Origin of the sequence: Actinokineospora spheciospongiae, from assembly GCF_000564855.1 — a bacterium.
Taxonomy (GTDB): Bacteria; Actinomycetota; Actinomycetes; order Mycobacteriales; family Pseudonocardiaceae; genus Actinokineospora; species Actinokineospora spheciospongiae.
Genome location: NZ_AYXG01000184.1, coordinates 94,370 through 113,818, shown reverse-complemented (window position 1 = coordinate 113,818; position 19,449 = coordinate 94,370). Strand labels below are relative to the sequence as shown.

22 protein-coding genes are annotated in these 19,449 nt (G+C 72.9%); 6 read left to right on the top strand and 16 right to left on the bottom strand.

Annotated elements, in window-relative coordinates; all coding sequences use genetic code 11:
* The first annotated feature begins 61 nt into the window (after window positions 1-61).
* Complete coding sequence (locus tag UO65_RS24020) at window positions 62-1,174, top strand: M24 family metallopeptidase (RefSeq protein WP_035286521.1); 1,113 nt, start codon at window positions 62-64, stop codon at window positions 1,172-1,174.
* Window positions 1,174-1,623 (top strand): Lrp/AsnC family transcriptional regulator, encoded by a 450-nt coding sequence (locus UO65_RS24015; protein ID WP_035286519.1) that lies wholly within the window; start codon window positions 1,174-1,176, stop codon window positions 1,621-1,623. The genes UO65_RS24020 and UO65_RS24015 overlap by 1 nt, the downstream gene beginning before the upstream one ends.
* Here UO65_RS24015 and UO65_RS24010 read toward each other — a convergent pair.
* Window positions 1,609-2,085: a GNAT family N-acetyltransferase gene (locus UO65_RS24010; protein ID WP_063936006.1), complete on the bottom strand. Its 477-nt coding sequence runs from the start codon at window positions 2,083-2,085 to the stop codon at window positions 1,609-1,611. The genes UO65_RS24015 and UO65_RS24010 overlap by 15 nt on opposite strands.
* 24 nt (window positions 2,086-2,109) lie before the next feature.
* Between UO65_RS24010 and UO65_RS24005 the strand changes: the two genes are divergently transcribed.
* Window positions 2,110-2,742, top strand: coding sequence for an AAA family ATPase (locus UO65_RS24005; RefSeq protein ID WP_035286565.1), 633 nt, complete (start codon window positions 2,110-2,112; stop codon window positions 2,740-2,742).
* A gap of 147 nt (window positions 2,743-2,889) precedes the next feature.
* Window positions 2,890-3,528 carry a maleylpyruvate isomerase family mycothiol-dependent enzyme gene (locus tag UO65_RS24000; protein WP_035286517.1) on the top strand — a complete coding sequence of 213 codons (639 nt, stop codon included), beginning with the start codon at window positions 2,890-2,892 and terminating at the stop codon, window positions 3,526-3,528.
* Here UO65_RS24000 and UO65_RS23995 read toward each other — a convergent pair.
* The 12 genes from UO65_RS23995 to UO65_RS23940 all read right to left on the bottom strand — a co-directional run bounded on the left by UO65_RS23995 (window position 3,494) and on the right by UO65_RS23940 (window position 15,249).
* Window positions 3,494-3,682: a hypothetical protein gene (locus tag UO65_RS23995; protein ID WP_035286515.1), complete on the bottom strand. Its 189-nt coding sequence runs from the start codon at window positions 3,680-3,682 to the stop codon at window positions 3,494-3,496. The genes UO65_RS24000 and UO65_RS23995 overlap by 35 nt on opposite strands.
* Window positions 3,683-3,774: 92 nt before the next feature.
* Complete coding sequence (locus UO65_RS23990; protein WP_035286512.1) at window positions 3,775-4,974, bottom strand: MFS transporter; 1,200 nt, start codon at window positions 4,972-4,974, stop codon at window positions 3,775-3,777.
* A gap of 198 nt (window positions 4,975-5,172) precedes the next feature.
* Window positions 5,173-5,907 carry a class I SAM-dependent methyltransferase gene (locus tag UO65_RS23985; RefSeq protein WP_035286510.1) on the bottom strand — a complete coding sequence of 245 codons (735 nt, stop codon included), beginning with the start codon at window positions 5,905-5,907 and terminating at the stop codon, window positions 5,173-5,175.
* 25 nt (window positions 5,908-5,932) lie between these two features.
* Window positions 5,933-6,982 (bottom strand): GDSL-type esterase/lipase family protein, encoded by a 1,050-nt coding sequence (locus UO65_RS23980; protein ID WP_035286508.1) that lies wholly within the window; start codon window positions 6,980-6,982, stop codon window positions 5,933-5,935.
* Window positions 6,983-7,007: 25 nt separating this feature from the next.
* On the bottom strand, window positions 7,008-7,658 hold the full coding sequence (locus UO65_RS23975) for an ABC transporter ATP-binding protein (protein ID WP_035286506.1): 651 nt from the start codon (window positions 7,656-7,658) through the stop codon (window positions 7,008-7,010).
* Entirely contained in the window at window positions 7,655-8,314 is a 660-nt protein-coding gene (locus UO65_RS23970; protein WP_035286504.1) for an ABC transporter ATP-binding protein, read from the bottom strand. The genes UO65_RS23975 and UO65_RS23970 overlap by 4 nt, the downstream gene beginning before the upstream one ends.
* Window positions 8,307-10,832, bottom strand: coding sequence for a hypothetical protein (locus UO65_RS23965; RefSeq protein WP_035286501.1), 2,526 nt, complete (start codon window positions 10,830-10,832; stop codon window positions 8,307-8,309). Before UO65_RS23965 ends, UO65_RS23970 begins: the two co-directional genes overlap by 8 nt.
* Before the next feature lie 135 nt (window positions 10,833-10,967).
* Window positions 10,968-12,353: a S28 family serine protease gene (locus UO65_RS23960; protein WP_035286498.1), complete on the bottom strand. Its 1,386-nt coding sequence runs from the start codon at window positions 12,351-12,353 to the stop codon at window positions 10,968-10,970.
* A 188-nt stretch (window positions 12,354-12,541) separates the two neighbouring features.
* Window positions 12,542-13,159 carry a DUF998 domain-containing protein gene (locus UO65_RS23955; RefSeq protein WP_035286497.1) on the bottom strand — a complete coding sequence of 206 codons (618 nt, stop codon included), beginning with the start codon at window positions 13,157-13,159 and terminating at the stop codon, window positions 12,542-12,544.
* Window positions 13,160-13,250: 91 nt separating this feature from the next.
* Window positions 13,251-13,640, bottom strand: coding sequence for a hypothetical protein (locus tag UO65_RS23950; protein WP_146241197.1), 390 nt, complete (start codon window positions 13,638-13,640; stop codon window positions 13,251-13,253).
* Between the two features lie 208 nt (window positions 13,641-13,848).
* Window positions 13,849-14,220 (bottom strand): ATP-binding protein, encoded by a 372-nt coding sequence (locus tag UO65_RS23945; RefSeq protein WP_200873444.1) that lies wholly within the window; start codon window positions 14,218-14,220, stop codon window positions 13,849-13,851.
* Window positions 14,221-14,865: 645 nt separating this feature from the next.
* Complete coding sequence (locus UO65_RS23940) at window positions 14,866-15,249, bottom strand: ankyrin repeat domain-containing protein (protein WP_035286493.1); 384 nt, start codon at window positions 15,247-15,249, stop codon at window positions 14,866-14,868.
* A gap of 146 nt (window positions 15,250-15,395) precedes the next feature.
* Between UO65_RS23940 and UO65_RS23935 the strand changes: the two genes are divergently transcribed.
* Window positions 15,396-17,057 carry a catalase gene (locus tag UO65_RS23935; protein WP_035286491.1) on the top strand — a complete coding sequence of 554 codons (1,662 nt, stop codon included), beginning with the start codon at window positions 15,396-15,398 and terminating at the stop codon, window positions 17,055-17,057.
* A gap of 38 nt (window positions 17,058-17,095) precedes the next feature.
* Here UO65_RS23935 and UO65_RS23930 read toward each other — a convergent pair whose 3' ends face one another.
* Entirely contained in the window at window positions 17,096-17,503 is a 408-nt protein-coding gene (locus UO65_RS23930; RefSeq protein WP_035286490.1) for a RidA family protein, read from the bottom strand.
* Window positions 17,504-17,570: 67 nt separating this feature from the next.
* Here UO65_RS23930 and UO65_RS23925 point away from each other — a divergent pair, with 67 nt between their 5' ends.
* Window positions 17,571-18,182 (top strand): TetR/AcrR family transcriptional regulator, encoded by a 612-nt coding sequence (locus tag UO65_RS23925; protein WP_052021701.1) that lies wholly within the window; start codon window positions 17,571-17,573, stop codon window positions 18,180-18,182.
* Window positions 18,183-18,194: 12 nt separating this feature from the next.
* On the opposite strand, the gene UO65_RS23920 is transcribed toward UO65_RS23925, so the two are convergent.
* Complete coding sequence (locus UO65_RS23920) at window positions 18,195-18,662, bottom strand: DUF2269 family protein (RefSeq protein ID WP_035286487.1); 468 nt, start codon at window positions 18,660-18,662, stop codon at window positions 18,195-18,197.
* Complete coding sequence (locus UO65_RS23915) at window positions 18,659-19,351, bottom strand: DJ-1/PfpI family protein (RefSeq protein WP_035286486.1); 693 nt, start codon at window positions 19,349-19,351, stop codon at window positions 18,659-18,661. The genes UO65_RS23920 and UO65_RS23915 overlap by 4 nt, the downstream gene beginning before the upstream one ends.
* Between the last annotated feature and the right edge of the window lie 98 nt (window positions 19,352-19,449).

The following is a 19,449-nucleotide window of genomic DNA, read 5'->3' as shown; positions in this document are numbered from 1 at the left end:
GTCAGCGCGGCGGGTTCGGGGTGGTGGGCCGGGGGCGTGGGTAAGCCCTAGGCTTGGTGGCATGTCGAGTGCCGAGCTGTTGCGGGGCCGCCTGGACCGGGCCCGGGTTGCTGCCGCCGAGGCCGGGGTGGGGGCGTTGGTGATCGCCCCGGGGTCGGACCTGCGGTACCTGCTCGGCGGGACCGTGGTGTCCCACGAGCGCTTCACCGGTCTAGTCCTGCCCGCCGAGGGGGAGCCGGTGCTGGTGGTGCCCAAGCTGGAGGCCGCCGGTTACGACCCCTACGACCTGCCCGGTCTCGGCGTCGACACCGCCACCTGGGTCGACGGGGAGGACCCGTACGGCCTCGTCGCCCGCTTGGTCGGGGGACCGGGTGTGGTGGCTGTGGGCGACATGTTGCCCGCTGTGCACGTGTTGGGGTTGCGTGGTGCCCTGCCCGGGGCCGAGCAGGCGTTGGCGGGGCCGGTGCTGCGCGGGCTGCGGATGCGCAAGGACGCGGCCGAGGTCGAGCAGTTGCGGCGGGCCGGGGCGGCCATCGACCGGGTGCACGCCCGGATGGGGGAGTGGCTGCGCGCCGGGCGCACCGAAGCCGAGGTGGCCGCCGACATCGGTGCGGCGATCGTCGCCGAGGGGCACGCGAGTGCGGAGTTCGTCATCGTCGGCTCCGGGCCCAACGGGGCCAGCCCGCACCACGAGGTGTCCGATCGGGTGATCACCGCTGGGGACGTGGTGGTCGTCGACATCGGTGGGCCGCTGCCCAGCGGTTACTGCTCCGACAGCACCCGCACCTACGCCGTCGGTGAGCCGCGTGATGCTGATGTGGTCGAGTCCTATGAGGTGCTGCGGCGGGCGCAGGCGGCTTCGGTTGCCTCGGTGCGGCCGGGGGTCAGTGCCGAGTCGGTCGACGCCGCCGGTCGTGGTGTGCTCGCCGATGCGGGGCTCGCGGAGTTCTTCATCCACCGCACGGGGCACGGCATCGGCCTCGACGTGCACGAGCACCCTTACATCGTGGCGGGCAACGAGTTGGTGCTGGAGCCGGGGATGGCGTTCAGCGTGGAGCCCGGGGTGTACCTGCCGGGGCGGTGGGGTGCGCGGATCGAGGACATCGTGGTCGTCACCGACACCGGCGTGGAACCGCTCAACACCCGTCCGCACGAGCTGGTGGTGCTGGGCTGATGGCCGAGCTGGAACCGTTGGACAAGGCGATCGCCCGCGAGTTGGCCGCCGACGGCCGGTGCAGCTTCACCGACCTCGCCGAGCGCGTGGGCCTGAGCGTGTCCGCGGTGCACCAGCGGGTCCGCAGGCTCGAGCAGCGCTCGGTCATCCGCGGCTACAGCGCCCGCCTGGACAGCCACGCCATCGGACTGCCGCTGACCGCCCTCATCTCCCTGACCCCGATCGACCCGGCCGCCCCCGACGACTACCCGCAGCGCCTGGAGCACATCCCGGAGATCGAGTCCTGCTACTCGGTGGCGGGCGACGAGTCCTACGTGCTGCTGGTGCGGGTGCCGACCCCGGCGGACCTGGAGGAGCTGCTCCGCAAGATCCGCGAATCGGCGAAGGTGTCGACCCGGACGACCGTCGTGCTGTCCACCCCGTACGAGGGGCGTTCACCCGCGCTGTAGGCGGAACGTGGCTATTGTCAGCCCCGCAACGGGTGACACGGTGCCCGTGCGGGTGAAGCCTGCTCGTTCGTACAGGGTGATTGCCGGGGTGTTGGCCGCTCCGGTGGACACGACCACGTCGCCGGTGGTGCGTTCCAGCAGGGCGGTCAGCAGGGCGCGGGCCAACCCGCGGCGGAACCGGTCGGGGTCCACGCACAACCGGTCCACGTCGACCACGTCGTCGGTGGTGTAGGCCAGGAACGCCACCGGCTCCGGTGCCGCGACCCCCAGCCACCGCAGCGGCAGCGCCCGCATCCGCGCCACCGACTCACCCAGCGCCGGGATGCCGTCGAACCCGATCAGGTCCGCCTCCACCCGGTAGGCCCGCAACCCCACGGCGTGCACCCGCGCGGCGACCCGGTCGTCGCGCAGGTCCAGCTCTGTGACCTCCACACCGCTGTCCGCCATGTCGCTGTCCGCCATGCCGCTGTGTATACCGTGGACGGTGTGCTCGTGTGGATCAACGGCCCGTTCGGCGGCGGCAGGACCCAGACCGCGTACCACCTGCGCCGCCGCCTGCCCGGCGCGGTCGTGTGCGACCCGGAGGAGGTCGGGTTCGGCCTGCACCGGATGACCCCCCGCCGGTTGCGCGGCGACTTTCAGGACCACCCCGCCTGGCGCCAGGGCGTCGTCGAGGTCCTCGACCACGTCCTCACCCACCACGACGGCCCGGTCATCGCCCCCATGACCGTCGTCGACCGCGGCCACTTCGCCGAGACGGTCGGCCGCCTGCGCGCCCTCGGCCACCCGGTCCACCACGTCGCGCTCCTCGCCACCCGCGAGACGGTGCTGCGCCGCCTCAGCGAACGCGTCCACGGCCCGACCCTGGCCGCGCTGCTGGGCCGCGACCGGGCGCTGCGCCGCGAGTCCTTCGCCGTCGCCGCCCTCGACCGCTGCCTCGACGCCCTCGCCCACCCCGACTTCGCCGTCCACCTGCACACCGACGACCTCACCACCGCCCAGGTCGCCGAGCACACCGCGCACGGCGCGGGCCTGCGGCTGTCCCCCGACCCCGACGGCCCGCTGCGCGCCTGGGGCAGGCGCACCTGGACCGGCCTGCGCCACATCCGCCTGCGCTGACCCCCGGACCGCGCACACCCGACGTCCAGCACCCCGCGAACCCCGGATCGGCGCGACCGGGTCGACCGGCCGTCACAGCGCGGCTCCACCGGCGATGAATCCGCCGCGCCCCGGCAGTCCCACCGGGCAACGACACAAGGAGGCCCCGTGACCGCCAACCCCCTCTGGGCGCTGATCCACGCCGAACGCGCCGCCCTCGCCGCCGACCTGGCCCACCTGGACGACGAGCAGTGGCGGACCCCGTCGCTGTGCACCGGCCTGACCGTGCGGGAAGTCCTCGCCCACCTCACCGCCGGGGCGAGCCTGAATGGACCCCGGTGGCTGGTGGGCGTCATCCGCTGCCGCTTCGACTTCGACCGCCAGGTGGCCCTGCGCCTGGCCGAACACCTCGGTGCCACGCCCACCGACACCCTCGCCCGCTTCCGCGCCGTCACCACCAGCACCACCAAACCCCCGCTGCCGGTGCTCGCCATGCTCGGCGAGACCGTCGTCCACGGCGCGGACATCCGCCGCCCCCTCGGCCTGCGCCGCGCCCACCCGATCGACACCCTCACCGCGGTCGCCGACCACTACGCCCGCTCAGACCAGGTGGTCCTCGCCAAGGGCCGCGTCACCGGCCTGCGCCTCACCGCCACCGACGGCCCGTTCACCACCGGCACCGGCCCCCGCGTCACCGGCCCCACCCTCGCCCTCGTCATGGCCATGACCGGCCGCGCCGCGTTCTGCGACGACCTCGACGGCGACGGCGTCCTCACTCTCCGAGAACGCTGCCCCGCCACCGGCTGAGCTGACCCGACACCGCCACGCCCAGCGCTGACGTGGCCCGCTCGGTGAGCTGCGCCAGGCTCTCCCCACCCGACCGGATCGGCCCAGCCGCCGCCCCGGTCAGCGCCAACTCATCGACGAGCAGTTCGGCCCGCGCCGACCCCGCCGCGGTCAACGCCGCCGGAACTCGTCCGGTCCACCCGCGCGCGGCACCACCGACTCCGCGTGCCGGACCAACACCACCTCGCACCGCACGACCCCACCACATCACACCGAGACCCGGCTCCGCCGCTCCACCGCCACCGACACGGCGGCCACCGCCAGGCCCGCCACGCTCAGCGCCACCCCCACCCACGCGGTCGAGGCGTACCCCCACCCGGCCGCGATCGCCAGACCGCCCAGCCACGCCCCCGCACCGTTGGCCACGTTGAGCGCCGAGTGGTTCGACGACGACGCCAGCGACGGCGCGTCCGGGGAGGCGTCCATCAGCCGCACCTGCAACGCCGAGGCCAGCAGTTGCGAGACGAACCCGAGCAGGAACACCGCCGCGAACTCCAGCACCGGCACCGACGCCGTCAGGCCCAACAGCACCAGCACCGCGGTCGTCGCCACGAGCGAGCCGAACACCGCGCCCATCACCGACCGGTCGACGAAGCGACCGCCGGTGGTGGCGCCCAGGGTCATGCCCAGGCCGAACACCGCCAGCACCCACGGCACCGCCCCCGCCGACAGCCCGGCCACCTCGGTGGTCAGCGGGGAGACGTAGGAGTACACCGCGAACATGCCACCGAAGCCGACCATGCCGGTGACCAGGGCGAACCACACCTGCGGGCGGCGGAACGCCCGCAGCTCCGCGGCCACCCCGGCATCGCGCGGGGCGGGGGTGTGCGGCAGCTTGCGCCACAACGCCACCGCCGTGGCGACCGCGATCACCGCCACCGCCAGGTACACCGCCCGCCACCCGATCCGCTGCCCGGCCGCGGTGGCGACCGGGACACCGATCAGGTTGGCCACGGTCAAGCCGATCATGATCCGGGCGACCGCCGTCCCCCGCCGCTGCGGGGGCACCAGGGAACTGGCCACCACCGCGGCGATCCCGAAGTAGGCACCGTGCGGCAGCCCGGCGAGGAACCGCGCCGCCAGCAGCGAGGTGGGGTCCCAGGCGATCGCGGAGAGCCCGTTGCCCACGGCAAGGCCGAGCACCAACACGATCAACAGGCCCTTGCGCGGCAGCTTGGCACCCAAGCCCGCGATGAGCGGCGCCCCGACCACCACCCCCAGCGCGTAGAGGCTGATCGCGTGCCCGGCGGAGGGGATGGAGATGCCGAACGTGTCGGCCATCTGCGGCAGCAGGCCCATGGTGGCGAACTCGGTCGTCCCGATCCCGAACCCGCCCAGACCCAACGCCACCATCGCCGCCGCGACACCCCGCCTGCTCAACGCGGGCTCCTCGACCACCACCGCCATGCACCGCTCCTCAACCGGTCCGCACCTCAACTGAACCGATCCTAGCTGCGGTTTTCCCGAAATCCCGGTGCCGCTGCTCACAGCCCACCCCCCGGCCTCAGGGACCGAGGCCACCCAGCCGGGCACTCATGCCGAACTCCCGGGCGGAACAAAAAACTCAGCGGCGCCCAGCACGCAGCCCAACCGCAAGCCCCCAGGTCAGGACGCCACCACCAGCCGGTAGCCCACGTCAAGCTGCTCCCGACCGAGCAAACCCCCATGCCTGCGGTGCCAGGCACCAGACCGGAGGTCCCCGGCCAACCGGGCCATCCCAGCCGCCGCCACCTCCGGCGGCAACCGCGCGATCCCCGACATCCCCGCCCGCACCCGCTCGTCCAGGTACGCCTCCGGCCGCCGCCAGTACGCCGCGAGGAACCCGTCCGAGCAGTCCCACGGCACCTCGACCGGCCGCACCTCCGCCGCACCCCCGAACCCGGCGACGACCGCGTCCAGCGTCGCCAGTCCGCGTTCGCGCTCGGCGACCTGCGGGAAGTACTCCGCGATCATCCACTGCCGGGCCATCACCTCGACGTCCCAGGTCAGCACCACCTGCCGCCGCGACACCCGGCGCAGCTCGGCCAGTCCGGCCGCCAGGTCCCGCCAGTGGTGCACGGTCAGCAGCGCCATCGCCGCGTCGAACCCGCCCCGCACCGGCAGCGCCTCCGCCGCCCCGCGCACGACCGGCGCCGCCCCGCTTCCCCGCTGCCGCACCATGACCGCCGACGGTTCCACGGCCAGCACCGCCCGGTCCGCGGGCTCGTAGGAACCGGCGCCCGCGCCGACGTTCAGCACGCTCCGCGCGTCTCCCAGCGCCGCCCACACCGCCCGCGCGATCCTCGGGTCCGGTCGCCGCACGGTCGAGTAGCCCACGCCCAGTTCGCGGTAGGGGTCCATGCGTTCGAGACTAGCCACTGACTGGTCAGAACTTGGTGGGCGCCGGGTGCAAGCGGCCGTCCGCGCCGGGCAGGCAGGCCGCGGCCCGGTCGGTGGTGCGCAGGAACTCGCCCAGGCAGCGGCCGAACTCGGCGTGCCCGGCGGCGTTGGGGTGGAACGACTCCTGCAACGCGTGCCCGGCGCGGTCGTCGTCCTGCAGGTCCGACCAGCGCACGGCCAGGCGGGCGAACCACTCCTGCCCCGGGTCGGTGCGCGAGCACGCCTCGCGGCCCACCCCCGCCCGGGACAGGTCCAGGAAGCGGGCGTCGGCCTCCCCGGCCACCCGGCGCACGCCCTCGGTGATCACCGGCACCGCTGTCTCGCTGACCCACCGCAGGTCCTCGGCGCGCAGCGGGCACCCGTTGAGGTTGAGCAGTTCCGGTCGGGCCCCGGGGGCCACCGGGGCGGCGTAGGACTGGAGCACGAGCGCGTAGTCGGTGGGTTGGTAACCGGCGTCGAGCATGACCGAGCGGATGTCGGCGAGGGCGCGGGTGGCCTTGGTGACCATTTTGTCCACTTTGGATTGCCAGTCGTCGTTCGTGGTGGCGCAGCCGGGTTTGCCCCGGTCGAACCAGGCCTGCACGCAGCCGTCGAGGACGTGGGAGAAGCCGGGGTCGTCGTTGGCGCCGACCGCGACCTGGATGGCCACGACCCGCTTGTCCCTGGCGACGGCGCGCAGCCGCTGCGCCTGCGACCCCTCGGTGTACTGCTCGGTGTCGCCCAGGCCCACCTGCGCCGACGGCGCCCCGGAGCAGGCCAGGTTGACCGCCTCCACCACGTCGGTCAGGCCGGTGTGGTGGATCGAGGCGTTCGCCGAGCGGTGGCACCAGTCGCCGTCCTCGCCGTCGGTGCCCTCCTCGTAGTCCCCGGCGCCCTCGCCGGAAACCGTGCTGTCGCCCATCGCCACCACCACCCGGGGGGCGCCGTCGGGCGGGCGGGGCGCGGGTGGGTCGTCGGGACCGCCGATCACCAGGAACGAGCCCACGAGCAGGACAACCAGCAGCAGCACGGAGATGTGCCATCGGTACCGTCGCATCGCCGACGATCCTACGGGCAGGGGCTCACCCGGTCGTGGTGAGCCGACCGTCGACGATGGCCAGGCGGCGGTCGGCGATCGCGTGCACCAGGTCGTGGTGGGTGGCGATCAGGACGGCCGTGCCCTCCGACGCCGCACGGCGCAACAGGCCCAGGACCGCCGGGACGCTGCCGTGGTCGAGGTGCGCGGTGGGTTCGTCGGCCAGCAGGACCCGGGGGCGGATCGCCACCGCGCGGGCCAGCGCCGCCCGCTGCTGCTGGCCGTAGGAGACCTCCGGCGGGTAGCGGTCGGCCAGCTCGCCGATCCCCAGTTCCGCCAGCAGCTCCGCCACCCGGTCGTCCACACCGGTCCGGCGGGCCAACCGCAGCGGCAGCGCCACGTTCTCCGCCAGCGTCAGCTCGTGCGCCAGCCCCATCGCCTGCGGCAGCACCGCGCAGTCGCCCCACGCGGGGACCGCGGGCAGCGGGGCGCCGCCCACCGCCACCGTGCCCGCGTCCGGCCGGTCGAAGCCGCACAGCAGCGCGAACAGGGCGCTCTTGCCCGAACCGGAGCGCCCCGAGACCGTCACGACCTCACCCGCGGCCACGTCCAGGTCCACCCCGCGCAGCACCTCGACGGCGCCCTCGGGGTGGTCGTAGGAGCGGGTCACCCCGCGGGCGGACAGGACCGGGCTCATCCGACGACCTCCCCCTCGCGCAGCCGGACCACCCGGTCGGCGCGGTCGACCAGCTCGCTGTCGTGCGAGGCCGCCACCACCGGCACACCCCGTTCGGTCAAGCCGGTCAGCACGTCCAGCACCAGCAGCGCCGACGCGGAGTCCAACTGCGACGTCGGCTCGTCGGCGAGCACCACCGACGGTGAGCGGGCCAGTGCGCAGCCGAACGCCAACCGCTGCTGTTGCCCCCCCGACAACGCCTCCACCCGCCACGACCGCGTGCCCGGGATGCCCAGCCACTCCAGCACCCCCAGGTCGGTCTCCCGCCCCGCCGACTCGGCCGCGGCGCGCAGGTTGCCGCCCACGCTCAGGTGGCCGATGAGGTTGTCCGGTGGGGCCTGGAACACCATGGCGATCCGGTCGCGCCGCAGCGCTCGCCGCCGCTTGTGGGACAGGCCGCCCACGTCCGCGCCGTCGAGGACCACCGTGCCCGCGGTCGGCCGGTCGATCAGGCCCAGCACCCGCAGCAGCGTCGACTTGCCCGACCCCGACGGCCCCGCCAGCACGGTGATCCCCGAGGCGGGCACGTCGAGGTCCACCCCGCGCACGGCCGAGACCACCCCCGCCGGGGTGCGGTAGTCCACGCCCACCCCGCGCACCTCGTACAGCTCAGCCACGGATCAGCTCCCCGACTCGGGCGGTGGTCACCGACCGCACCGCCGACAGGCAGATCAACCCCACCACCGCCGCCGCGGCCCCCGCTGTCAGCCCGACCAGCCCCAGCAGGTCCGGCGCCGACGCGATCGGCCGCAGCCACGGCGACGGGTCCAGCAGCGGTGCCGCGACCGCCGCGCACACCCAGCCCGCCGCGCTGCCCGCGAGCACCGACACCCCCGCCAGCGACCCCAGCTCCACCAGGTGGCTCAGCACCAGCGCGCCGCGGCGCAGCCCCATCCGCGTGGCCAGCGCCCCGGCCAGCGCGTTCTGCCGCCTGCGCACCTCCACCGCCAGCACCAGCGCCGCCGCGGCCACCACGGCCAGCACGAACCCCAGGGCGGTGACGAAGTCGAACGTCCAGGTCACGGTGAGGAACGGCAGCCCGTCGAGCGCCCCGGCCCGGCCGCGCGGGCTGAAGAAGTCGATCCCGGCCGCACCCAGCCCGGCGGTCAGCCGCTGCACCGGCTCGGCCGACCACGCCTGCCACACCGCGACGTCGCGCGGGTCGGGCACCGAGGTCACCACGTAGCCCGCCCCGGAGCCGATCAGCGGGAACGACGCGGCCTCGGCCACGGTCCGCACCCGGCCCACCCACGGCAGCTCCACCGACCCGCCCGGCGCGGCGCCCACCCGCAGGGCCTGCCCCGGCCGCAGTTCCGCCAGCGCCGCGGCGACCTGCCCGGCGTCGCGGTCGCCCAGCCAGGCGCCCCGGGTGAACGTCGCCGGGTCCACCAGCAGCACCGTCGCCTGCTTCGCCTTGACCACCCCGACCACGGTCGCGTGCTCGGCCAGGTCGGCGGGCAGCCCCGCCTCGGCCACCCGGCGCGGGACCTGCGCCACCGACTCCGCGCCCACGAACAGGCCCGACTTGGTCCGCAACGCCTCGTCCTGCGCGTCGGCGACCCCCACGCCGACGGTCAGCGTGCCGACCGCGAGCACCCCCACCAGCAGGATGCCCACCGCCGACCCGGTCGCGGCGGCCAACCGGCGCACCGCCAACTGCGCCGCGGGCACCCGCCACCACCGCACCCGGTGCGCCGCGGCCAGCCCCCAGCGCGCCAGCCGCACCGCCACCAGCGCCACCGTCAGCACCACCAGCAGCGGGAACGCCAACCCCGCCGCCTCCGCCGTCTTGGGCAGCGGCTGCGCGAACGCCAGCTCCACCGGCTGCGACCGCACCCGCGCCCAGGTCAGGTACGCCGCCACGGCGGCCAGCAGCTCCCACGGCACCCACCGCGGCACCCGCGCCCGGTTCCGCCCGCCCGGGGCCTGCAACGTCCGGTGCACCCGCACCCCGGTCACCACCGCCACCACGGCCAGCGACGCCAGGAACACGCCCGCCACCAGCAGCAGCGCGGTCCCCACCGTCCCGCCGTTGAGCAGCGGCGACGGCGCGTACGCCGACAGCGCCACCCTGGCCAGGGTGAAACCGGCCACCGCGCCCACCAGCAGCGGCGCCGCCAGCTCCAGCACCGCCCGACCGCCCAGCGCGGCCGGTCCCGCGCCGCGCGCCCACAGCAGCCGCAGCTCCGCCTGCCTGCGTTGGCACCACTGCCCGGTCACCGCCGCCACCCCGGCCAACCCCACCAGCAGCGAGATCACCGTCAGCGGCAGCACGGCCGACCACACCGTCGACGACGCCTTCCCGGCCACCTCCACCGGCTTGGCGAGGTAGTTCGACCCGGTCACGGTCTGCCCGACTCCCTCTGCCTCGAGCGTGCCCTTGACCCGGGAGATCAGGTCCGCGCCCACCGCGACCACGGACGCGGCGTCGTCGACCGTCCCCGGCACCGGGCGGGGGAACCGCACCGACAGCGCCGCGCCCCCACCCGCCTGCTCCCGGTCGAGGTAGGCGGCGAACCGGGCGCGGTCGGGGAACCAGATCGGCGCCGCCGTCGCCCCCTCGGCGGCCAGCGGGTTCGGCACGATCCGCTGCCGCTCCGCGCACCAGTAGTCCGACACCGGGTCGGCCACGTCGGCGTAGATGGCCGTGACCGGCGGCAACGTGCCGCCCAGGCCGCGCGAGCCGAGGGTGATCCCCCCGTCGCGGGCCACGCTCTGCGGCACCCACAGCCCGTCGCGGGACCCGCCCTCCAGCACGGTCACGTTGTCCATGGCACCGTCCCGGTAGCCGAACCGCGACCACGGGTGCTTGCCGTCGAAGTCGTTCTGCCGCACCGAGGAGTACAGCGCCACCAGCGGCGTGCCCGCCCCGGCCGCCCGCGCCTGCTCGCCGACCACGTCGACGACCCGCTCGGCCTCCGCGGCGGTCAGCCCGCCGCCGTCGAACACCGCCGACACGCTCTGCGGGCAGAGCCTGCCCGCCTGGTAGTCGATCGCCGCGTTGCCCGCCGAGTCCGCGTGCAGCACCGCGGCCGCGCCCACGAAGCTCAGCAGCAGCCCGGCCACCACGGCCACCAGCACGGTCAGCGGGCTCGACCCGGCCGCCCTGGGCGCCGCCCTCCACGGTGACTGCATGGTCGGACGCTATCGGCTCCCCGCGGGCTGGTTCAGCGCAACAGCAGTTCCCGCAATGCCTTCGTGACCTCGACCGGCGGACCACCGAGTACCCGGGGCGGGCGCTCGCCGTCGCGGAGGAGGCGGGCTCACCCCCTACAGCGGGCGGCGCTCCATGCGCGGCTCGGCCAGGTCCAGGGCCCCGACCGGCAGCTCCGCCGCCCGCGCGATCGGCGCTGACACCCCCGCCCAGCGCAGCAGCGCCGCGGTGGAGGCGTCGCGGTCGGCGGGGGACAGGGCGGCGATGTTGGCACCGTGGTTGGCGCCCGGCGCGGTGTAGGAGTACGAATCGCGGCGGCTGGGGTGGAACGGCTCCGCGCCCCACGGGTCGTTCGCGCCGTAGACGAACAGCATCTCACTGGCCCGCGTGCGCACCCAGGCGTCCACGTCGAGCATCGGCAGCGGGTTGTGCCGGGAGCGCAGCGACGGCGGCAGGTTCGAGTTGGCCTGGTAGAAGTCCCGGTAGTGGGTCAGCCCGCGCAGGTGCTCGAACCGCAGCGACGGCCAGCCCAACTGGGTCGCGGCCTGGTAGTAGTACGGCGAGTACGGGGTGACGCCCTGGTCGGTGTAGAAGGAGAACCCGGCCACGCCGTCGATGAACGCGTACAGCTCGTCCGTGGTGGCGGTCCTGGCGGGCACCGAGGCGCAATCGGCGACGGTGGAGTACTGCCAGAACGCCCACACCGTGTCGAGCACGGTCATCTCGTAGGCCTTGTCGATCGAACCCAGGACCTGGTCGAAGGTCCAGCCACCGGCGTCGGCCGCGGCCTGGTACCTGGCCAGCACCTCCGGCCTGCGCAGCAGCGCCTCGCGCTGCACGTCGTCCAGCTTCGCCCGGCACTCGGGGGTGCCGACGGTGTCGAAGAACCGGTCGTAGGCGGAGTCCAGGTCGTTCAGCCGGTCGTTGGGGGCGACGTAGGCGACCACGCCGTCCACGTCGGAGGGGTAGAAGCGGCGGTGGTAGACCGAGGTCATGCCGCCCTTGCTGGCCCCCGTGGAGATCCACTTCGCCGAGTAGACGGGCTCCAGCGCCGCCACGATCCGGTGGTGGTCGGTGGCGGCCTGCCAGATGTCCAGGTCGTCCCAGTCGGCGGGGGAGGGGCGCGAGGGGCTGAAGAACCGCTGCTCCACCGAGATCTGGTTGCCGTCGACCAGCCGGGTCGGCTCCGAGCGGAACGCCGTCGCGGGCATGTTGTAGCCGGTGGTGTGCAGCACCATCGGCCGCGCGGTGTCGCGGTGCAGCAACTGGAACCGCTGCTCGAACGTCGCCCCGCGCGGCACCCGGTGGTCCACCGGCTGCGTGATCGTCAACAGGAAGAACCGGTACCCGGCGGGCGGCGTCGGCGACTCCACCACCGTCAACCCCGGCACCGCCCGCAACCGATCGGCGATGTCCACCGCCGGAGCCGCCACCGCGGGCACCGACACCAACCCGAACACCGCCAGAACCCCGGCGACCAGCGCCACCAACCGACCGCGCACGAGCGCCCCCTCGTCCTCGGAGCCGCCGGACAGCGACCACCGCGGCGATCCTCACCCGTTCACAGGCATTAACAACAGCCCCCATTCCGCCCAATCCGCCCGGCCCGCATTGACCAGGTCGCTCTCCACCAGGCACGTGTTCCGCAGGTCGATCGGCTCGTTCCCGCGACGACGGCCCGCCTGCCGGGTCAGCGGTCGAGGTCGGCCAGTATTGCCTCGCCCTTGGTCAACCAGGCGAGGCCGAAGGCGAAGATGGCGGCGGTCTCCAGCCACAGGGCAGGGTGGAGGGAACCGGGGATGCCCAGGGGCCCGGAGAGCACGATCAGCAGCAGGCTCCCGACGATCACCAGGCCGCAGGTGAGGTACACGCGGTTGCGGGCGAGCTTGCGGCGCGAGGGGGCGGGGTCGTCGGACTTGCGGAACAGGACGAGGCAGAAGCAGGCCAGGGCGAGGAAGAAGACACCCGCGAACACCAGGTGCGCGACACCGACGAAACGATCGGACCCGACCGGGTCCGACGGGGTGGTGGGGAACAGCGCGACACCGACGGCGGCCACGGCGGCGACGTTGCTCACCAGGTCGTCGACGCGCCCGTAACCGCGGTAGGAGAGCAGGAAGACACCCACCGCGCACATGCTCCCGACCCAGACGTCCCGGAGGGAACCGTGGTAGTAGCCGCTGATGGAGCTGAGCAGACCACCGTCGACGACCACGCCCCCGACGATGAGCACCAGGGGCAGCGCCAAGCCGATGACGCCGATCGCGCGGCGCAGGAACAGGTAGGAGTGTGTGAGGGTGTCCCGCATGGCCGCCTCCTGGGTCCGCGGAGTGGGTGCGGTCAAGAGCAAACCACGGCGGGCCACCGGACCACACCGCCGGACGGTTCGGTTGTGCGGATCAGCGGAAAGACACCCGGCTGCCGAGCTGCGCGGGGAGTGCCCCCGACAGGATCGCGAAAGCCGGATCTCGGACCAACCACAGGAGCTTGTGCCGCTCACCGCCCACCATGACCACCTTGAGCCCGTGGGCGGTCCGCCCCCGGAACAGGGTCGCGCTGCCCACGTCCCCGAACGCGATGACCTTGTTCGTCCGGTGCTCGGCGAGCACCCGCCCGCGGTCGAGGTCAGCCGCGGGCACAACGGGCAGCGGGTCCGACACCGACGGCCCGTACCCGTTGGCCCTGCTGGCGTTGAAGCTCAAGCGCCGCCGGACCAGCGCGGTGGGCGAAAGCCACAGCTCACCGTGAATCCAGTCGGCCCACCCCGTCGTGCAGCTCCGACTGATCAACTGCGAAGAACCACCCATGGCCGCAGCTCAACCCCACCGCGACTACTCGCCGTCCCGTGCGGACACCACACCCGCAACCCGCACCGCCGTCTCCCGAGGCGAAAGCACGGTGGTGTCAACAACCGTCGCCGCCCCACACAACCACCCCAACGCCTCAAAGTACGGTCCGACGTGGTCCAACCGCCACCGCACCGCCCCCACCTCAACCTCATCCCGGGTGATCCGCCGAACCAACTCCCCCAGTTCGACGTGCAACACCACGTGCACAACGGGAATCCCGCGCCCGCGAAGCCCCGCGAAGCCCCGCGAAGATTTCCTCGGCATAGCTCCGGTCCAACACCGTCTGCGGCACGACCAGCGTGCCACCCACCTGGGAAAGCACCTCGGCGGCGGTGTGCACCACCAGCGCCCGCCACGCGGGCCAGTCCTGGAAGTCGGCTACAGGCTCGGTCAACACGTGCCGCAACATGAACCCGACCTCCTCGGAATCGAAGACCCGCGCCCGCGGCAGCAACTCGGTCAACTCACGGGACGCACTCGTCTTGCCCGCCCCGAAGGGGCCGTTCAACCACACGATCACACTCCACGGTACCGCCGTGGCCCACCTGTAACGGGTGGGCGCGGTGGTCAGGGGCAGTCGTGGGAACGGTCCGCCTGTGCGGGTAGGACGGCAATCGCGGTGCGGCAGGCGGCGTCCCAGGAACAGCCCCGCTCGCGCGGGGAGGACCCGGCCTGCCAGCACCACCAGGCGTCGCACTGGGGAACAGCCCCGCTCGCGCGGGGAGGACACTTCTTGACCTGCGGGTTTAGGTGAGCGAGGGCGGTTTTCGCATCACTTCTCGACTGGATTGGGTGCAGTGTAACGAGGTGATCACTCTCTGTGTTGGGTTCGGTGCATGCTGGCGTGATCACAGCTTGCGGTCATATGCGTCAAGTGGGCGTTGCTTGCGCCAGGGCTGGCCAGTTGGTCTTGGTTCATCACGCTGGATGCGGCCGAGTCGATTTGAAAGTGGTGTGCAACGCGCGAGCGGTGTCTGGCACCGGTTCACCAATTCGGCCTCACTGTGCGACTGGAGGATGCGACTTTGCGCGCTGTTGTGTGTCGGCTCGGGCATCGGGTGTATTTCCGCCGCCACTTGGCGTCCGCTGGCGTGACCACGAGGTCGGGTTTGCGGAGAGAAGTTGGCGAGGGATTGGTGGGGGCTTGGGTGCGCGAGTGTGGGGGTCAGGAGGGGAGCAGGGCGAGCATTTCCGGGAGTTCGAAGAATTGGGCGATGTCGCGGGCTGATCGCCCTCCCTGGTCGGGGTCGGCGCCTGCGGCCACGAGCAGGTCGACGCTGGTGGGGTTGCGGCGGAAGACTGCGGCGCCGAGGGCTGTTTGGCCTCGGTCGTTGACCCTGGAGACGTCTGCTCCTCGTTCAAGCAGGACGCGGACGGTTTCGGGGTGATTGTGGTAGGCGGCGAGGATGAGCAGTGAGTCGCCCGCGCCGCTGGTGAGGTTGGCGGGGACTCCGGAGTCGATGGCGGTTGCCAGGGCTTCGGCTTCGCCCTGGCGGGCGAGGTCGAGGATCGACTGGAGGAAGTGGAGTTCTTCTTCGGTCAGGTCCATGGGGGGGAGGTTAGCCACCGGGGCGGGTTGTCGCAGGGTTGGCCGGGGGACATGGTCGGCGGGGCGGGGTGGCCGTGCGCGGTCGGCGTGGTAGGTGTCGGGGGACGGGTCAGACCGCAGAAGACGATCAGTGTGAAGGGAACACCATGACGTCCGCGTCCTCCCAGCAGCAGCCGTCCGATTCCGGGCGGCCGGTGCTGACCAACCGCCAAGGACACGTGGTCTACGACAACCAGAACCAGCGGAGCGTCGGCGCCCGTGGGCCCGCCACGCTGGAGAACTACCAGTTCCTGGAGAAGATCAGCCACTTCGACCGGGAGCGCATCCCCGAGCGGGTGGTGCACGCGCGGGGGGCCACCGCCTTCGGGTACTTCGAGGCGTACGGCACCGTGGGGGACGAGCCCGTGGCGAAGTTCACCCGGGCGAAGTTGTTCCAGGAGAAGGGGAAGCGCACCGACGTGGCGGTTCGGTTCTCGACCGTGGCGGGTGGTCGTGACTCCTCGGAGGTGGCGCGGGACCCCCGGGGGTTCGCCGTGAAGTTCTACACCGAGGACGGCAACTGGGACCTGGTGGGCAACAACCTCGGTGTCTTCTTCATCCGGGACGCGATCAAGTTCCCGGACCTGATCCACTCGCAGAAGCCGGACCCGGTGACCTTCGAGCGTCAGGACCCCAACCGGGTGTTCGACTTCATCAGCCAGACGCCTGAGGCGTTGCACATGGTGACTCTGGTGTTCAGTCCGCGGGGGATTCCGGCCAGTTACCGAACGCAGCAGGGATTCGGGGTGAACACCTACAAGTGGGTGAACCAGGCTGGGGACACCGTGTTGGTGAAGTACCACTGGTCACCGAAGTCGGGGGTGCGGTCCCACACCGCCGCCGACGCGGCGAACGTGCAGGCGAACGACCTCGGTTCGCACACCCGGGACCTCTACCAGGCCATCGAGCGCGGTGAGTACCCCGAGTGGGAGTTGAAGGTCCAGTTGATGGACGACCACGACCACCCGGAACTCGACTTCGACCCGCTCGACGACACCAAGGCGTGGCCTGAGGAGCTGTTCCCGCTGCGCGCCGTGGGCCGGATGGTCCTCGACCGCGCGCCGGAGAACTTCTTCCTGGAGAACGAGCAGATCGCGTTCGGCACCGGCGTGCTCGTTGACGGCCTGGACTTCTCCGACGACAAGATGCTGGTGGGTCGCACCTTCAGCTACAGCGACACCCAGCGCTACCGCGTCGGGCCCAACTACCTCCAGTTGCCGGTCAACGCGCCCAGGACCCGCGTGGCCACCAACCAGCGCGACGGTCAGATGGCCTACGGTGTCGACCTCGGCGAGGGGCAGAACCCGCACGTCAACTACGAACCGTCGATCCTCGGCGGCCTCCGCGAGGGCGAGTACCCCGCGCACGACGAGCAGGGGCCGGAGCTGACCGGCAGGCTGACCCGCAAGCGCATCCCGCGCACCAACGACTACGCCCAGCCCGGTGAGCGCTTCCGCCTCTCGCAGGAGTGGGAGCGGGACGACTTGGTCGCCAACCTCGTCGACGCCCTGGGCCAGTGCGACCGCCCCGTCCAGGAGCGCATGGTGTGGCACCTGCTGATGGCCGAGGACGAGTTGGGCCTGCGCGTCGGCGAGGGGCTGGGCATCAGCCCCGACGACGTCCGCCACCTGGAGCCGCTGCCCACCCAGCGGCTGTCCGATGAGGAGAAGGCCAGGGCCGCCAACCTGGGCAAGAACGGCCCGCGCGACGTCGAGGGGCACACCATGACCCACTGCGTGCCCAACGAGCGCGTTCCCGTCGAGCGCTGACGTCCTCGGGGCGGGACCGGCCGGTCCCGCCCCGGTGCTCAGTCGAGGACGGCGGTGGCCTCGACCTCCACCAGCACGTCGGGCTCGGCCAGCGCGGCGACGCCCACACCGGTGAGCGGGGCCGCCGGGGTGACGCCCAGCTTCTCGGCCGCCCGGGCGACCCCCGCCGCGAACAGGGGCATCTTGTCGGGGGTCCAGTCGACCAGGTAGACGGTCAGCTTCACCACGTCGTCGAAGGTGGCGCCCGCCGCCGCCAAGGCCGTGTCGACGTTGAGGTAGCACTGCTCGACCTGGGCGGCGAAGTCGCCCTCGCCGACCTTGTTCCCGTCGGCATCCCGGGCGATCTGACCGGCGGTGAACACCAGTTTCGAGCCGGTGGCGACCGACACCTGCCGGTAGAGGTCGACCTCCGGCAGCCCGTCGGGGTTCACCAGGGTGATGGGCATGCTGTCTCCTCGCGTCGGGTCGGGTTCACCTGAAACATAGCATTGCAATGCCATGTACTGTGCGGGCATGGCGAGGACGAAGGACCCCGCGGTGCGCGTCCTGCTCATCGAGCGGGCCGCGCACATGCTGCGCACCCGCGAGCCGATCACCCTGCGCTCGCTGGTGGCGGGCACCGGGGTGTCCACGATGGCCGTCTACACCCACTTCGGCGGCATGGACGGCGTGTGGATGGCCCTGCGCCAGGAGGGCTTCACCCGACTGGCGGCCGAGTTCGCCGCGGTGGCCACGACCCGGGACCCGGTCGCGGACCTGACCGCGCTGGTCGCCGCCTACCTCGGCAACGCCCTGCGCCACCCCGACCTGTACCGGGTCATGTTCGACGCGAACTTCGACCTCGAGGACCTCGCCGCCGCCGACGCGACCCTGGAACACCTGGTCCGGGCCGCCGACCGGGCCAGGGGGGTCGGGCGCTTCCACGCCGACACCGTTCCGCTGGACGTGGCGACCCGGAGCTGGACCATCGCGCACGGGTTGGTTTCCCTGGTGGCCAACGGCCCGCTGCCCCGCCCGGCGCTCGACAACGGCGTCCCGCTGCTGACCGCCCTGTTCGTCCACACCGGAGACGACCCGGACCGGTGCCGCCGCTCGATCCAGCGGGGCTGGCGGCTGCTGGGGTGAGCGGGCCGGCGCTCAGGCGCCCGTGGTGGAGCCGGGGCGGACGACCATCAGGACCGTGACCGTCGCCCACAGCAGGTTGAACACGCCGGTGTGCATGGCCAGCCGCGCGGGCAGCCGGGCGGGCACCGGGTGGTCGGCGGCGGCCACGGCGTCCAGGACCTCGGCCTGGCGCGGCAGGATCAGCAGCACCAGCGTGGCGGCGGCCAGCGCGGTGAGCGCCATGGACACGACCAACCAGGGGTCGCCGAGCACGCCGAGGCTGCTCCCGGTCGCCAGGCCGAACGCGGGCACCGCGATGCCGATCGCGGCGTACACCCGGCACACGCGGTGCAGGGTGCGCAGCACGGCCACCTCCCGCTCCTGACCGGGTGCGGCCAGGGCGCGGCGGGTGGCGGCCGGGAACATGCTGGCGGCCACGGTGACCGGGCCGACCGCGATGATCGCGGCCAGCACGTGCACGGACAGCAGGAACTTCGTCATGCCGAGGCCACCCGGTGGCCGTCGACCCCCGCACCCGGCGCGCGGCCGGTGGCAGCCCGCCACACCGTGCCCCGGCGCTCGTGGGCGATCAGCTCCTCCACCGCGATCGCCACCTCGGGGCCGAGTTCGCGCTCCAGCAGGTACAGCCCCAGGTCCAGCCCGGAGGTGACCGATGAGGAGGTGACCAGGTCGCCGTCGTCGACCACGCGCACGTCGAGTGCCCGCACGCCCGCGGCGGTCAACATGCCCAGGCCCATCCGATGCGTGGTCGCCGGGCGGCCCTCGATCAGCCCGGCCATGGCCAGCACCAGCGACCCGCCGCACACCGTCGCCACGGTGACGCCCTCGCGGTCCAGGGCCTCCTCGAGCAGCGCGGGCAGGCCGGTGGTCAGCGTGCGCCCGAGCAGCACCGGGATGCTGTCCTCGGTGGGCTCGCCACCGCCTGGGTCCGCCAAGCTGCCGAGCGCGCCGGGCACGACGACGAGGTCCGCCCGCCGCGGGTCCAGGGCGGCGGTGGCGCGCAGGGTCAGCGGGACCAGGCCGCTGGGCACCTCGCGCGGTCCCCCGGCGGCGACCAGTTCCACCTCGAAACCCCGGTCGGCGACGAGGGCGGCGGCGGCCAAGACCTCGTAGGGGGCGATGACGTCGAGCGGGTCGAACCCGTCGAACAACACGATCTGAGCGAGCATGGCGCCACGCTAACCACGGTGGGTGCCGGGTGGCAGTGGCTGGAATGCCAGCTTTCAACGGGTTCTCGCCAACGTCCGGTTCCGGCCCCTAGGCTGGG

Excerpts from the sequence above, each read along its gene's own strand:
- UO65_RS24020 (WP_035286521.1), top strand. The coding sequence starts at position 62 with ATGTCGAGTGCCGAGCTGTTGCGGGGCCGCCTGGACCGGGCCCGGGTT.
- UO65_RS24015 (WP_035286519.1), top strand. The coding sequence starts at position 1,174 with ATGGCCGAGCTGGAACCGTTGGACAAGGCGATCGCCCGCGAGTTGGCC.
- UO65_RS24010 (WP_063936006.1), bottom strand. The coding sequence starts at position 2,085 with ATGGCGGACAGCGACATGGCGGACAGCGGTGTGGAGGTCACAGAGCTG.
- UO65_RS23990 (WP_035286512.1), bottom strand. The coding sequence starts at position 4,974 with ATGGCGGTGGTGGTCGAGGAGCCCGCGTTGAGCAGGCGGGGTGTCGCG.
- UO65_RS23985 (WP_035286510.1), bottom strand. The coding sequence starts at position 5,907 with ATGGACCCCTACCGCGAACTGGGCGTGGGCTACTCGACCGTGCGGCGA.
- UO65_RS23980 (WP_035286508.1), bottom strand. The coding sequence starts at position 6,982 with ATGCGACGGTACCGATGGCACATCTCCGTGCTGCTGCTGGTTGTCCTG.
- UO65_RS23975 (WP_035286506.1), bottom strand. The coding sequence starts at position 7,658 with ATGAGCCCGGTCCTGTCCGCCCGCGGGGTGACCCGCTCCTACGACCAC.
- UO65_RS23965 (WP_035286501.1), bottom strand. The coding sequence starts at position 10,832 with ATGCAGTCACCGTGGAGGGCGGCGCCCAGGGCGGCCGGGTCGAGCCCG.
- UO65_RS23955 (WP_035286497.1), bottom strand. The coding sequence starts at position 13,159 with ATGCGGGACACCCTCACACACTCCTACCTGTTCCTGCGCCGCGCGATC.
- UO65_RS23940 (WP_035286493.1), bottom strand. The coding sequence starts at position 15,249 with ATGGACCTGACCGAAGAAGAACTCCACTTCCTCCAGTCGATCCTCGAC.
- UO65_RS23935 (WP_035286491.1), top strand. The coding sequence starts at position 15,396 with ATGACGTCCGCGTCCTCCCAGCAGCAGCCGTCCGATTCCGGGCGGCCG.
- UO65_RS23930 (WP_035286490.1), bottom strand. The coding sequence starts at position 17,503 with ATGCCCATCACCCTGGTGAACCCCGACGGGCTGCCGGAGGTCGACCTC.
- UO65_RS23925 (WP_052021701.1), top strand. The coding sequence starts at position 17,571 with ATGGCGAGGACGAAGGACCCCGCGGTGCGCGTCCTGCTCATCGAGCGG.
- UO65_RS23920 (WP_035286487.1), bottom strand. The coding sequence starts at position 18,662 with ATGACGAAGTTCCTGCTGTCCGTGCACGTGCTGGCCGCGATCATCGCG.
- UO65_RS23915 (WP_035286486.1), bottom strand. The coding sequence starts at position 19,351 with ATGCTCGCTCAGATCGTGTTGTTCGACGGGTTCGACCCGCTCGACGTC.